This is a genomic window from Zhouia spongiae, assembly GCF_022760175.1.
In the GTDB taxonomy this organism is placed as follows: domain Bacteria; phylum Bacteroidota; class Bacteroidia; order Flavobacteriales; family Flavobacteriaceae; genus Zhouia; species Zhouia spongiae.
Window position 1 is genome coordinate 446,981 of the sequence record NZ_CP094326.1, and the last position, 14,434, is coordinate 461,414.

General features: G+C 39.7%; 15 protein-coding genes. 8 read left to right on the forward strand and 7 right to left on the reverse strand.

Annotated elements, in window-relative coordinates; translation table 11 throughout:
* Positions 1-20: 20 nt before the first annotated feature.
* From MQE36_RS02055 to MQE36_RS02085, 8 genes are all read left to right on the forward strand, one after another.
* Positions 21-989, forward strand: a complete 969-nt coding sequence (locus tag MQE36_RS02055) for an electron transfer flavoprotein subunit alpha/FixB family protein (protein WP_242937542.1) — start codon at positions 21-23, stop codon at positions 987-989.
* 87 nt (positions 990-1,076) lie between these two features.
* Positions 1,077-1,700, forward strand: a complete 624-nt coding sequence (locus MQE36_RS02060) for a bifunctional nuclease family protein (RefSeq protein ID WP_242937543.1) — start codon at positions 1,077-1,079, stop codon at positions 1,698-1,700.
* A gap of 10 nt (positions 1,701-1,710) precedes the next feature.
* Positions 1,711-3,402 (forward strand): NupC/NupG family nucleoside CNT transporter, encoded by a 1,692-nt coding sequence (locus MQE36_RS02065; RefSeq protein WP_242937544.1) that lies wholly within the window; start codon positions 1,711-1,713, stop codon positions 3,400-3,402.
* Positions 3,403-3,722: 320 nt separating this feature from the next.
* Positions 3,723-4,034: a four helix bundle protein gene (locus MQE36_RS17045; RefSeq protein ID WP_423242470.1), complete on the forward strand. Its 312-nt coding sequence runs from the start codon at positions 3,723-3,725 to the stop codon at positions 4,032-4,034.
* A gap of 23 nt (positions 4,035-4,057) precedes the next feature.
* Positions 4,058-4,882, forward strand: a complete 825-nt coding sequence (locus tag MQE36_RS02070) for a thymidylate synthase (RefSeq protein WP_242937545.1) — start codon at positions 4,058-4,060, stop codon at positions 4,880-4,882.
* 354 nt (positions 4,883-5,236) lie between these two features.
* Positions 5,237-5,623 carry a 2TM domain-containing protein gene (locus MQE36_RS02075; RefSeq protein ID WP_242937546.1) on the forward strand — a complete coding sequence of 129 codons (387 nt, stop codon included), beginning with the start codon at positions 5,237-5,239 and terminating at the stop codon, positions 5,621-5,623.
* Positions 5,620-6,105: a dihydrofolate reductase gene (locus tag MQE36_RS02080; protein ID WP_242937547.1), complete on the forward strand. Its 486-nt coding sequence runs from the start codon at positions 5,620-5,622 to the stop codon at positions 6,103-6,105. The genes MQE36_RS02075 and MQE36_RS02080 overlap by 4 nt, the downstream gene beginning before the upstream one ends.
* 14 nt (positions 6,106-6,119) lie before the next feature.
* Positions 6,120-6,974 carry a fructosamine kinase family protein gene (locus tag MQE36_RS02085; RefSeq protein WP_242937548.1) on the forward strand — a complete coding sequence of 285 codons (855 nt, stop codon included), beginning with the start codon at positions 6,120-6,122 and terminating at the stop codon, positions 6,972-6,974.
* On the opposite strand, the gene murI is transcribed toward MQE36_RS02085, so the two are convergent.
* The 7 genes from murI to MQE36_RS02120 all read right to left on the reverse strand — a co-directional run bounded on the left by murI (position 6,971) and on the right by MQE36_RS02120 (position 14,397).
* Positions 6,971-7,759, reverse strand: a complete 789-nt coding sequence (murI, locus tag MQE36_RS02090; RefSeq protein ID WP_242937549.1) for a glutamate racemase — start codon at positions 7,757-7,759, stop codon at positions 6,971-6,973. The genes MQE36_RS02085 and murI overlap by 4 nt on opposite strands.
* 74 nt (positions 7,760-7,833) lie before the next feature.
* Entirely contained in the window at positions 7,834-8,340 is a 507-nt protein-coding gene (locus tag MQE36_RS02095) for an OmpH/Skp family outer membrane protein (RefSeq protein WP_242937550.1), read from the reverse strand.
* A gap of 57 nt (positions 8,341-8,397) precedes the next feature.
* Positions 8,398-9,222, reverse strand: coding sequence for an OmpH/Skp family outer membrane protein (locus tag MQE36_RS02100; protein WP_242937551.1), 825 nt, complete (start codon positions 9,220-9,222; stop codon positions 8,398-8,400).
* Positions 9,223-9,332: 110 nt separating this feature from the next.
* Complete coding sequence (gene bamA / locus MQE36_RS02105) at positions 9,333-11,966, reverse strand: outer membrane protein assembly factor BamA (RefSeq protein ID WP_242937552.1); 2,634 nt, start codon at positions 11,964-11,966, stop codon at positions 9,333-9,335.
* Positions 11,959-12,702, reverse strand: a complete 744-nt coding sequence (locus tag MQE36_RS02110) for an isoprenyl transferase (RefSeq protein ID WP_242937553.1) — start codon at positions 12,700-12,702, stop codon at positions 11,959-11,961. Before MQE36_RS02110 ends, bamA begins: the two co-directional genes overlap by 8 nt.
* A gap of 15 nt (positions 12,703-12,717) precedes the next feature.
* Complete coding sequence (gene porG, locus MQE36_RS02115) at positions 12,718-13,413, reverse strand: type IX secretion system protein PorG (RefSeq protein WP_242937554.1); 696 nt, start codon at positions 13,411-13,413, stop codon at positions 12,718-12,720.
* Positions 13,414-13,512: 99 nt separating this feature from the next.
* Positions 13,513-14,397 (reverse strand): NAD kinase, encoded by an 885-nt coding sequence (locus tag MQE36_RS02120; protein ID WP_242937555.1) that lies wholly within the window; start codon positions 14,395-14,397, stop codon positions 13,513-13,515.
* Between the last annotated feature and the right edge of the window lie 37 nt (positions 14,398-14,434).

Consider the following 14,434-nt stretch of genomic DNA (forward strand, 5'->3'; position numbering starts at 1 on the left):
CCCGAAAAAAATAAAAACATATGTCAGTTTTAGTATACACCGAATCTGAAAACGGTAATTTTAAAAAAATTGCATTCGAAACAGCCTCTTATGCGAAAGAGGTAGCCAATATGCTTGGCACAACAGTTACGGCAATTGCCATTAATGTTGAGAATCCATCCGAACTATCAAAATACGGCGTTGATAAAGTCCTTACAGTAAATAATGACAAACTAACAAACTTTAACGCCAAAGCTTATGCAGATGCCATTCGGCAAGCTGCAACTAAAGAAAGTGCCAAAGTGGTCGTTATCAACTCCAGTGCCAACGATAAATATCTGGCTCCGGTTCTGGCTGTAGACCTGAATGCCGGTTATGCTTCAAATGTTGTCGCACTTCCGGTAAGCACAGAACCTTTTAAGGTTAAGCGCACGGCTTTTACCAACAAAGCGTTTAACATCACAGCAATAAATGCTGACGTAAAGCTTATCGGCTTGGCAAAAAACTCCTTTGGATTAAAAGAAAGTGACGGAGCGGCAACTGCCGAAGCTTTTGAACCTTCGTTAAAAGATGAAGATTTTAATATCAGTGTAAAATCTGTGGATAAAGCTACCGGAAAAGTCACCATTGCTGATGCTGAAATCGTAGTGTCCGGAGGACGTGGTCTGAAAGGGCCGGAAAACTGGGGTATGATTGAAGATCTGGCTGCTGTCCTCGGTGCTGCAACGGCCTGCTCGAAACCCGTATCTGATATGGGATGGAGACCTCATGAAGAACACGTGGGACAAACAGGAAAACCTGTTGCTTCCAACTTATATATTGCCGTCGGTATTTCAGGGGCCATCCAGCATTTGGCCGGTATTAATGCATCTAAGGTAAAAGTAGTCATCAATAACGATCCGGAAGCTCCTTTCTTCAAGGCAGCCGATTATGGTATTGTTGGCGATGCCTTCGAAGTGGTTCCTAAACTCGTTGAAAAATTGAAAGAATTTAAGGCTAATAACGCATAATTTTGCTAAATTGTGCCCCACAAGGGCTGCCTGAAAATTGGGTATTAGGCTCAAATTCAGGCAGCCCTTGCTATTTTATATTGGTATATGAGTCTAGTTAAGCTTACAATAAAAGGAATTTCATACAGTCAGACGCAAAATGGAGCTTACGCTCTTATTTTAAATGAAGTTGATGGTGAACGAAAGCTACCGATAGTTATAGGAGCCTTTGAAGCACAGTCTATTGCCATTGCCCTTGAAAAAGAAATCAAACCACCCAGACCGCTTACACATGATCTTTTCAAGAATTTTGCAGACCGTTTCGATATTGTCATAAAACAGGTGATTATCCACAAATTAGTTGATGGTGTTTTTTATTCGAGCATCATCTGTGAAAGAGACCAGATCGAAGAGATCATCGATGCCAGGACCAGTGATGCCATTGCTTTGGCTCTTAGGTTCAACGCTCCTATATTTACGTACAAAAACATCCTGGACAAAGCCGGGATTTACCTTAAATTCTCCTCAAAAGATAAGGAAGAGGAAAAGGAAGAAAGCATCGTAGTTGACGAAATACTTTCAGGTGAAAGTCAACCGGTAAGCAAGCGGGAATCCTATAAAAAACATTCATTAAAAGAACTCTACGATCTGTTAGACAGCGCTGTTGCTAATGAAGACTACGAAAAAGCAGCACAAATAAGAGATGAAATCTCCAAGCGCGAAAAGAAATAAGTTTCCAAATATGAAGAAAATATTACTCTGTTTAGTCATTTTATTTTCTGCTATCAGCATCAAAGCGCAGGAAATAGAGAAAAACTGGCAGTTTGAATCAGCCGGCACAACATCTGACTCCACTCTTTTTAGCGCCGGTAAACAAGACTCTTTACACTTAGCCAATGGTGAATTTACCTTTTCGTTAAAAGCTAAAAACAATCTAAAAGCTTCCGGAAACTATATCCATCAGAATAAGCTGCTTCTTTTAAAGTATGAAAAACCAAACGATACTCTTGTAACTTATAAGATATCTGAGCTGACGGACTCTACGCTGGTATTAAAAGAAAAAGATGTTTTTTATAAATTCACAGAAAGAAGAAACGATAAAAATGTTGCTTCAGGCACTATACTCCCTAGTGAAGGGTTTACCCTGAATGGTTTTCTTCGCGGGGTTTTAGGAATGTTTGTCCTTATATGCATTGCATTTATTTTTAGCAGCAACAGGAAAGCGATAAACTGGAAAACCGTAGCTATCGGAATCGCCTCGCAACTTTTGCTGGCAATAGGTATACTTAAAGTCTCTTTTATTAAAAAAGCTTTTGAATTTGTCGGTCATATTTTTGTTTTGATATTAGACTTCACCAAGGCAGGAAGTGAATTTCTATTGGGGGATATGATGAATGTAGACAGTTTTGGTTTTATATTTTTGTTTCAGGTACTACCTACCATCATATTCTTTTCAGCATTAACCTCCGTGCTGTTTTATTTCGGTGTTATCCAGATTGTTGTACGCGGTATGGCATGGGTATTAACCAAGTTACTGGGTATATCAGGTGCTGAAAGTCTTTCTGTTGCCGGAAACATCTTCTTAGGACAAACCGAGGCTCCCCTGATGATTAAAGCATACCTGGAACGAATGACCAGATCGGAAATCCTTTTGGTAATGGTTGGAGGAATGGCTACAGTGGCCGGCGGTGTATTGGCAGCTTATATCGGATTTTTAGGTGGTGACGACCCCGCATTAAGGCTCGTTTACGCAAAACACCTTCTAGCCGCTTCTGTGATGGCAGCTCCGGGAGCAATTGTTGTTTCTAAGGTTTTATACCCGCAACAGGAAAAACCAAATACCGACGTTGAAGTTTCATCAGATAAAATCGGTGCCAATGTGCTTGATGCCATCGCAAACGGTACCACAGAAGGCCTTAAACTGGCTGCCAATGTCGGTGCCATGCTATTGGTTTTTATAGCATTTATCTCCATGATCAACTATGTGCTGGGAAAAGTCGGCTCATTAACCACTTTAAATATACTTTTAGCACAACATACACCCTATGATTCATTTTCATTAGAATCTATTTTAGGTTTTGTCTTCGCTCCGTTAATGTGGATCATCGGGGTTGCAAAAGAAGATATGATGCTGATGGGGCAATTACTGGGGATTAAACTGGCTGCCAGTGAATTTGTAGGCTATGTGCAATTAGCAGAGCTTAAAAATGCTGCTTCAAACATCCACTTTACCTACAACAAGTCTATTATCATGGCTACCTATATGTTATGCGGATTTGCAAACTTTGCTTCTATTGGGATACAAATTGGCGGAATAGGCTCATTAGCTCCCGGACAAAGGAGAACACTTTCCGAATTCGGCATGAAAGCTGTACTTGGCGGCACATTAGCATCGCTCTTGTCTGCTACCATCGCAGGAATGATTATTGGTTAAAGAAAAAGGGAAAGGTTTACCTGTCGATTATTAAAAGTATATTCCGTTTACATAAGGAATTTCAAAAAACCCTATGTCCGGACCGATGCCAGAAGTCTTGTAAAGGAAATATATACCATTACCGCTCATTACTCGATCATCGAGATTTAAATGCTCTGACGCTTGTTCTTGTGGAATATTCCTAAAGGAATTCATTGGACTTGCCCTTGTGAAATAGTCCTGAAGGAATTTCACAGGGCTTGCGTCGAAATGTTTTGCCATGCGCCGGGCTCCATCGCTAAAAAGGGCTACCAGACCTTTTCTTTACGCTTGGCTCTCTCGTGGGCTTGCCCCGAGGTCGTTTACCCGAAATCGAAAAACCCGGCTTATTCTCTCAGATCAATTGTTGTGTTATTTCAACTCCTCCCAAAATACCACTGAAATATCAGCTAAAAAATTCAGACAAAGACTTTATTCCCTATTTACAAATTAGCTTAGGTTCTTCTTACGAATCAGGATCACATATAATTTTATGTGCTGACTTAAATTATATTGATGATAAAAATTTATCTTTGACAATTGAAAAAATTCAAAGGTTGCAAAAGAGAATTTTGTCATTTATCAAATATCTCAAGGGGGATCTTTACCCCTGAACCTTAAAATCAAGAGCCCGATTATGAAGCAATATCACGATTTACTGAAGCATGTCTTAGCACATGGAAATCAAAAAGGAGACAGAACCGGCACAGGTACATTGAGTGTTTTTGGTTATCAAATGCGATTTGACCTAAGCGAAGGATTCCCTATGGTAACCACAAAAAAGCTTCATTTAAAATCTATTATCCATGAGCTTCTCTGGTTTTTAAAAGGGGATACCAACATCAAATACCTACAGGATAACGGTGTTCGTATCTGGAATGAATGGGCTGATGAGAACGGCAATCTTGGTCCTGTTTACGGGCATCAATGGCGCAATTGGAACAGCGAAGAAATAGATCAGGTTTCGGAGATTATCGAAACCTTAAAAACAAATCCGAACAGCAGGCGGATGCTGGTTTCTGCATGGAATCCCAGTGTTCTCCCTGATACTTCTGTTTCTTTTGCCGAAAATGTTGCCAATGGAAAGGCTGCGCTGCCTCCATGCCATGCATTCTTCCAGTTTTACGTCGCAGACGGTAAATTATCGTGTCAGTTGTACCAACGGAGTGCCGATATCTTTTTAGGAGTACCTTTCAATATAGCTTCTTATGCTTTACTTACCCTGATGATGGCCCAGGTGTGCGGGTATGAGCCGGGTGATTTTATCCATACGTTCGGAGACGCCCATATCTACAATGACCATATGGAGCAGGTGCAACTACAATTAAGCCGTGAACCAAGGCCATTACCTAAAATGATCCTGAATAAAAACATTAAGAGTATTTTCGATTTCACTTTCGAGGACTTCTCCTTAACAGACTATGATCCTCACCCTCATATAAAAGCCAGGGTATCTGTCTGATTTCAGAAATCGGGAAAGCAACATATAACCATTTTTATCATTTAATCAGGTTTTGCATCTCTACAAATCGTAGGTATTGCTATACCATACTTCTTACATATTATCATTTTGACAACTCCCCCATTAAAACAAATCTACGATAATACATACTGAATTATTGTTCTGTTTACTGATAATCTATACTTCATATACGTTATATATATACTTTGAACGTACTATAAAGATACTATACAATAGTAATCATCTTACAGGTTGGATTTTTAAACTATCATTGTATTTGACCCGATAAAATTCTTACCTCATGGTCGTAATCCTCCCAAAAAATTTTAAATTTGGTTTACAAAGGTTTTAGATATGCTTTTTAAAAAGAAAAGATCATCACTTGATGCAGAACAACATGAGCTGGTAGAAAACGCTCAAAAAAGAATCCGGCAAAAGAAGAGGCTTTACTATCATTTTGTCGTATTCCTTACAGGCAGTTTATTTGCCATTATCATTAACAAGTTTCTTAATATCCTGCCCGAAAAAAACTGGTTTGTATGGGTTATAACTGCCTGGAGTTTTTTATTTGTAATCCACTTTATCAATGTGTTTTTTACCAGTAAATTCATGGGCAAAGAATGGGAGCGGAAGCAAAGAGAGAAACTTATCCAAAAACAGAAAAACAGGATAGCCCAGCTTGAAAAGGAAATAGAAACAGAATTTGAATCTGAAACAAAGAAAAAACCGGACGAGGAATGATCACAATTATAGCAGCAGCAGCTGAGAATAATGCCCTTGGTAAAGACAACGATCTTGTATGGCATTTGCCGGACGACTTTAAACGGTTTAAACAGTTAACGACCGGGCATCATATCATTATGGGAAGAAAGACCTTTGAAAGCTTCCCAAAACCATTACCCAACCGTACTCATATCGTTATAACAAGACAAAAAAACTACGCTCCGGAAGGTTGTATTGTCGTCGGTTCTCTCGACAAGGCACTTGAGCTTTCTAAAACAGACGACACCCCTTATATTATTGGAGGTGGCGAAATCTACAAACTCAGCATACAAATTGCCGACAGAATCGAGCTTACCAGGGTACATGGCACTTTTGAGGCTGATACCTTTTTCCCTGAGATTGATGAAAATAAATGGCAATTAGTAAAAAGCGAGTTTCATGCAGCTGATGACAAACACAAATTTCCTTTTACCTATTTGACTTATGAACGTATCAAGTAACTGACAACAGGAGGATGCATGACCTGAGAAGCGTAAAAGAATCTTTAGAAACGTTTTTAAACACCAACATAAGATCGTATGAACAACTTCATGGGGGCGACATAAATACGACGTACCTGATTCATACTTCTTCCAGTCAGCTCGTTGTTAAATTAAACAGTGCATCGGCATTTCCCGGGATGTTCAAGGCCGAAGCAAAAGGCCTTAAAGCCATTGAAAAAACCTGCTCGTTTAGGACACCTGGTATATTATTGACGGGAAAACAGGAAGCTATTTCCTTTCTTCTGATGGAATACATCCCCCCGGGTAAGAAAACTGATGTTTTCTGGAAAACATTCGGGAAGCGGCTGGCGCTGTTGCATTCCTGCACTAACAACACTTACGGATTCGAAACCGGCAATTACATTGGCAGTTTGCCACAATATAATACTCCTCAGGATTCTATAGTAGAGTTCTATATCACCCAAAGAATTGAGCCACAAATCCGTCTGGCAGATAAGAACGGATATACGTTTAAAAAGATCAGCGAATTTTATCGCAATCTGGATCAACTAATCCCTGAAGAGAAACCAGCATTAATACATGGCGATTTGTGGAACGGAAATTATTTAACAGACAATCAGGGAAATCCCTGCCTGATTGACCCTGCTGTAAGTTATATGCACAGGGAAGCAGATATAGCCATGATGACCTTATTCGGAGGATTTGACAGTCTTTTATTCGATACTTATAATGAAGTTTTCCCTCTTGAACCTCTATGGGAAGAACGACTTGACATATGGCAATTATACTACCTGCTGGTTCATTTAAACTTGTTTGGAAGCGGCTATTTCAGGTCTGTAAAAAATATTATTGAAAAATACTGCTAGCACTTTAATTTCAGTACAGGTGTATTTTCTTCGGCATCCTTTATAAAACCTTTTAGTAAACTAACATCTCCGGTAGTATAGAATATATCAGTTGGCGCCTCTCCGGGATCATTGAGCATACTATTCTGCTCTAAAACAGCTTTAGTTTGCCTGGCTACTGCTGCTCCGGAATCGATTATCTGTAATGTTTCAGGAACTATTTTTTTAATCAGCGGGATCAAATACGGATAGTGGGTGCAGCCCAATACAAGCGCGTCAGCGCCGGCATCAACCATCGGGTCCAGATATTCCCGTAATAATCCTTTAAGCTCACCTGATTCTAGCTTACCGCTCTCTATGAGCTCAACAAGCCCCTCCCCTTCCTGCTCGATGACAGTAATATTATTGGCATGGGCATCTGATGTCTGATGGAACAATTCACTGGCTAACGTCCCTTTGGTAGCCAAAACCCCTACAACTCCTGATTTGGTATTAAGTGCCGCTAATTTTATCGCCGGTTCTATACCTATAAACGGCACCCGGTACCTGTCTCTTAAAAACTTAATTGCATTGGTAGTTACCGTATTACAGGCAACTACAATTATCTTGCAACCTTGAGCCAACAGGAAATCCGTTATCTTAACGCTCAGCTCCCGCATTTCGGCTTTGGTCCGTTTCCCGTAGGGTGCATGAAGACTATCAGCCACATAAATTGTTGACTCATTTGGCAGTAGTTTTTTAATCTCCCTCCAAACGGTTGTTCCTCCTACTCCGGAATCAAAAATACCTATAGGGCCTAAATCCATAGTTACAAAAATAAAAAACCGCCGGAGTTGTCCGACGGTTTTTAGAATAAATATTATCTGAAAATTTTCTGATCTTAGAACCCTAATTCTTTCTTTACATCCGATAAAAGGTCTTTACCGTCAGCTAGAATAATACCACTTCCGGGTGAAGCGTCTAATACATATTGAAAGCCCTGTGCTCTTGCTACTTTCTGGATGGCATCATTCGCTTTCTTAAGCAATGGCTCTAACAACTCCATTTCCTTCTTACCAAGTTCCTGTTGTGCCACCTGTTCTGCTTTCATTACGTTTTGTCTCAAACCATCAATCTCTTTACCTCTGGCCTCATTCTCCGACTGGGTTTTCGACTTAGCCTCATTCTGATACTGTTGTGCCTTGTTTTGTAACTCCGTATATGATGATTGCAAGTCAGCCTTATAAGTATCTTTTAATTTTTGAAGCTCAGCCTGTGCTGCTTTCCACTGTGGCATTTCGCCTACAAGCTGCTGAACATTAACATGAGCAACTTTACTTTGTGCATTTGCAAAACTTACTGCACCGATCAATGCAATTGCAACTAAAAATGATCTTAAATGTTTCATAGTCTCTCTAAATTGTTTTTGTTTAAGTGTTAATAATTGTATTCCTCTTCGTTTATCCTAATTTACCGAGTCTTTTTTCTTTTCTGTAGCCTGCCTCAGGCTATCTCTAAGCTTTTGACGTTCTTCCAGTATTTTTCTTCTTCTGGCTTCATAAGCCTTTTTTCGTTCTTCTATGTTCTTTAGCCTGGCTTGCCTGTCAGCTTCTATCTGCTGTTTTCTTTTTTCCCTGTCTGACAAAGCCTCTTCTTTTTTCTCTGCTGCTGCTTTTTGGGCTTCCGTCGGTTCGGAATATTTTTCTTCAGTATCGTCAAACTTTTCCAATTTGCTCTCCGGCTCCTCTTTTTTTACTGTCCCTCCTTTTTTTCTATTACGGTCGATACTTCTCAGCACCATGTCACTGATATCATATCTTTTGTTGGAGAACAACATAACCACATCGGCCGATTTATCGAAAACAAAATCATAATTCTGTTTTTCTGCTATTTCCTGAATAGCATTAAACACCTGGTCTTGTATGGGCTGAGCCAGCTGACTTCGTTGTCTGATCATATCGCCATCCGGACCAAACCGATCTTGCTGGTATTTCACCATCTCCGCTTCCAGGGCATCGATCTCTATCTCGCGTTCTTCTACCAGCTCTTTTGTTAAAAGCACTTTTTCGGCATTGAGGTCAGATCTCATCTGGACTATCGTCCTGTTCTGTTCTTCAACTTCATGCTTCCATTTAAGGACCTTTTTCTCAAGCTGCTTATTGGCTTCCTGATACTCTTCTACATTCTCCAGGATGTAATCCATATCGATATAGCCTAACCGTACACCTTTCTGAGCGTGCACAGAAACTATCGAAGCAAGCAACAATATGTAAAGAACTTTTATTTTCATTTGTTAAAATTTTTTATCACCCCTAAAAGTAATAACTCTATCGTTATGACAAAAAATTTTGTGTTTATTTCTTGACGTCGATATACTATATAGAAAATACCGTGCCAAAATTAAAACTGCTGTCCTATGATAAAGTGTGTCTCCCATCCATTAGGTGTATTCCCTCCTGAAACAGGATCGAAACCATAGGCAAAATCGATACCTAACAAACCAAATGCCGGCATAAATATACGGACACCCAGCCCCGCAGATCTTTTAATATCGAACGGACTATACTCATCAAAAGATTCGAAAGCGTTTCCTGCCTCTAAAAATCCTAGTGTATAGATAGAGGCTGTTTGTTTAAGGGTAATCGGGTAACGCAATTCAAGTGAGAACTTATTGAAGATCGTAGAACCGTCCCTTGCTGACAAAGAGTTATTCGGATATCCTCTCAGTTGTATATTCTCTCTTCCGTCGAGCGCATAATTACCTAAACCGTCTCCGCCTACATAAAAACGTTCAAAGGGCACTATTCCCCTGTCCTGGTTATAAGCTCCTAAGAAACCAAATTCTGCATTTGTTCTTAAAACCAGATCGCCTACCAGTTGCTTATACCAGTCTCCCTGGAATTTGATCTTATAGTATTCTAACCAGTTTAATTTTTTCTGACCGACTTTTGCTATATCTGTCGAAGCCTCATCTACGGTAGCCACCACTTTTTCTGTACTTGCTATTTTATTTCCGTTAGCATCTCTTTCTACATGTACTAAATAACCATTGCTATTTCTGTCTTTGTACGCTTCCTGATTCCCCAGATCTGCATAGTCGACCCCGTTAAAGAGTGAATATGGCGGCGTAAGCCTGGCACTGATGACAAATTTAGATCCTCCCGTCGGGAATATCGGGTTCGTATATGTATTATCCCTTGAAAGGGCAACGGTATAGGCCAAACTTTGCGAAACCCCATTGCTAAAAGGAAATATCCCTCCGATGGCATAGTTCTGGATATCGTAATGCTGATATGACAAGGAATGTGACAACTGGAAGGTATCATCCGGCCATTCCAGCCTTTTAGCCAATCCTACATTAATACCCGTAATCACGAACCGCTGGTCTTTATCGACATCTCTATAATCGATGGTAGGCCTGAACTGTAAGGTCCTTGATAATGAAGTAGAGAACTGAACAGGCTTTCTACCCCCTAACCAGGGCTCTATGAATGAAAAGCTATATGTCTGATAAAATTTACTCGCCTGAAGTCGTAAAGCCAGGGTTTGTCCGTCTCCCATAGGAACAGGCTTATACGCTTCTTTATTGAACAGGTTTTTTATAGAGAAATTATTAAATCGCAACCCCAATGTTCCGATAAAACCACCTCCACCGTATCCTCCCTGAAGTTCTATTTGACTTGAACCAGCTTCAACAACGCCGTATTGTATATCTACAGTTCCTGCATCCGGATCCGGGTTTAAAATTTGTGGATTTAGTTGTTCTGCATCAAAATACCCTAAAGCCCCCAGTTCTCTTATCGTACGGAACACATTCTCCTTTCTGTATAACTGCCCCGGCCTTGTTCTAAGGTTACGATAGATAACATGGTCGTTGGTTCTGTCGTTTCCGGCAACTGTTACATTATTAAAATAAGCCGGTTTCCCTTCTATGATCCTGATCTCAAAATCGATGGTATCGTTCTGTGCAGAAACCTCTACGGGGTTAATTCTGGAGAAAAGATATCCTGTATTTTGATAGTAGTTGGTGATATCGTTCCCATCAGGCTTGGTATCGTCTGCAATTCTCTTTCGTAAGAGAACCCCATTATACACGTCTCCTTTTTTTATTCCCAGTACTCTCGCCAATTCGCGGTCTGTATAAGCTGCATTTCCTACAAAGTCTATATTACCAAAATAATAGCGTTCTCCTTCTTCGACTGCGATATTGATACCAATTGTATTATCATCATTATAGATCACACTATCATTCAAAACCCTGGCATCTCTATATCCTTTTTCTTTATAAGCATCGATAAGGCTAGTGAGGTCTGTGCTGTAATCTTCCGGGATAAATTTAGATTTCTTCCAAAAACGGCCAAACTGTCTTTGTTTGGTGTTCTTCATTGCTTTTCTAAGCTGTTTATCCTTCAGCTTTTCATTCCCTTCAAACACAATATCCTTTACCTTCACTTTTTCGTCGGTATCGATATTTACTATCATTTTCACTGCATTTGCCTCTGAAGTATCTGCTACGGTATTGATCAGTACTTTCGTATTTAAATACCCTTGTTTCTTATACTTATTAAGGAGGTAATTCTTGGTATTCGCAATAAAGCTTTCGGTTACCTTTTTACCTCTTTTTAACTCGGCTTCCTTAATAATATCGTCTGTTTTCTTTTTCTTTAAACCTGTGATCTTAACGTCTGAAAGTGTGGGAAGTTCTACGATCTGAAGTTCCAGGAATACTTTCTCTCCTTCAACACGGGTAATATAAAAACTTATGTCACTGAACAGGTTCAGGTTCCACAGTTTGGTAATCACCTTACTGATCTTTTCTCCCGGAACGGTAATCTCCTGTCCGACCTGAAGCCCCGTAAACGTTACTACCGTTTGTTCGTTATAACTTTTAACTCCTGTTACTTCGATGCCGCCAAGGATGTATTTTTTTCCTTTATCAATATTAGTTTCCTGAGCGATCGCGCTATTAAAAAACATTACTCCAAAAAGTAAAATTGCCCCAAAATACCTTTTGAACATACTAATATTAGTCATTGAGTTGCTCACTAATTTTTCCAAATCTTCTTTCTCTGTTTTGATAATTGATAATAGCTTCAAATAATTGCTGCTTATTAAAGTCCGGCCACAGTGTATCGGTAAAATACAATTCTGCGTATGCGATCTGCCACAACAAAAAATTACTTATTCGCTGTTCTCCACTAGTTCGAATAAGTAAATCCACATCGGGCAAATTATGCGTATAAAGATGATTATTTATAACGGATTCATCAATTTTTTCTATGGAAATTATATTATTTTTAACTTTATCCGCTATACTTTGAACTGCCTTTTTCAGCTCTTCCCTCGCCCCGTAGCTCAATGCCAGGGTAAGTTTCAAACCTGTATTTTCACTGGTTTTTTCGATGACTTCGAGAAGTTCTTTTTTTGTACGGGAAGGCAGTGCATCTAAATCGCCGATAGCGTTTAGCTGTATTTTGTTTTTCTTAAGATTCTTATACTCTTTTTTAAGAGCACTCACCAAAAGCCTCATTAATGTCTGGACCTCTATTTTTGGGCGGTTCCAGTTTTCGGTGGAAAACGCGTATAAAGTAAGGCACTCTACCCCTAGTTCGGCGCAACCTTCCACGATTTCCCTAACACTCTTTGTACCTTGTTCGTGTCCAAAAACACGCAGCTTACCACGTTGTTTTGCCCAGCGGCCATTACCATCCATGATAATGGCTATATGTTTTGGTATTTTCTCTTTGTTAATTTGTTCTTTCTCTGTCATCCTTAATTCTCAACATCAATCCGGAGGACAATAGTAACACGGCCTCCTGCCAAATGTATATGTCAGGATCAGCCCTGAGAACACATACCAGTCGTCACTATTTATATTTCCAAACTTTAAACCTATATTATCTTCTAAACTTCCCGTGGGGTTACTTCCATCTATAGCATCTGTAAATGCATATCTGGCTCCTACTTCCGCAGCTAATACAAAATGCTGTGTCACTTTGGCTTTTACCCCCAAAACCATCGGGACTGCAAATGTAATGTGATTTCCGTAATCTTGTGCTTCTCCATTCTGAAAATACAACAAATCATGACCAAATACAGAAACCCCACTATATATATAAGGCACAAAAGGTTTACTAAAACTATGTAGATCAAACTCCCAGAAGTTAAACTCCAATCCCAAAGAACCTTCCAACAGCTTGGCATCTACTTCATATCCTCTTTGCCGTCTCGACACCATATCTGATTTACCATCATCTGCATGAAGCCTTGAATAGGTCAGACTCCCCCTGAACGAGTACCGGGTACTGACATTCCACTTCCCAACCAAACCAAGAGCTAGCTTATTCGGGCGAATGTAATTATCGGCTCCGACATCGCCAATCAGGTTACTACCACCTATAAAAGGCCCGATTTCGTAGGTCTGGCCTGAGGCCATCGTACTTAAAAAACTAACGAATATTATTAAAATGCTCTTTTTCATAAGTTTCAGAGGTTTGCAAATATAAAAATTATGATTTCTTTAAGGATATTTAGTGCAATTAATGTCGTACTAAAAACAATTTTTATTTGTTTTTATTGTTTAATTACGTTTATCCTCCCCCCATAAGAGCTTTTTTCGAAGGGTTTTCAGAAAGCTTTCTTCTTTCAGTTCCACCATTTTAATCGTAAATGGTGCTTTCTTTATATAGATCTCGGTCTCATTACTCAGAGTTGCTATCCTGCTATCTAGCGACAGTAAATAATCTGCAGACCTCCCGAACACCGTTAACTTAATTACGGTATTATCGGGAATCACCAACGGACGGGCGTTAAGGTTATGCGGTGCTATGGGAGTTAAAACAAATGCATTTGTATCAGGAGTTATAACAGGCCCCCCACAGCTAAGGGAATATCCTGTAGATCCTGTCGGGGTGGAAACGATAAGTCCATCTGCCCAATAGGAGGTTAGATATTCATCATTCAGCCAGGTGGATACCGTAATCATTGAGGTGGTATTCTTCCTGCTAACCGCCATTTCATTCAGTGCAAAATTAACTTCGCCCACCTCTTTATTATAAGGAAGGGTTTCTATTTGCAGCAAACTTCTTTCTTCTACTTCATAATGTCCCTCAACCAATGACCTGACGGCCTGTTTTATCTGATCTTTCTGAACTGTTGCCAAAAAACCAAGCCTGCCGACATTTATTCCTATAATCGGGATGCCCAGGTCTCTTACATACAAAATACTTCTCAGCATGGTACCGTCTCCCCCGATACTAAAGAACAGACTAAAGGAATTATCCAGGTCTTCAAATTCTTTGAACGTTTTATACGAGCCTTCAAAAGATATCTTCCTTTTAATATCCGACAGATAATCTGCCTCAAAATATACCTCTGCATCATTATCAGCTAATTCTGCCAATAATTCGTACAGGTATATTTCTAATTCATCCTGATAATACTGACCATAGATTCCGACTTTCATCTGTTATATATGTATTTGTTTTGACAAAAGAATATTT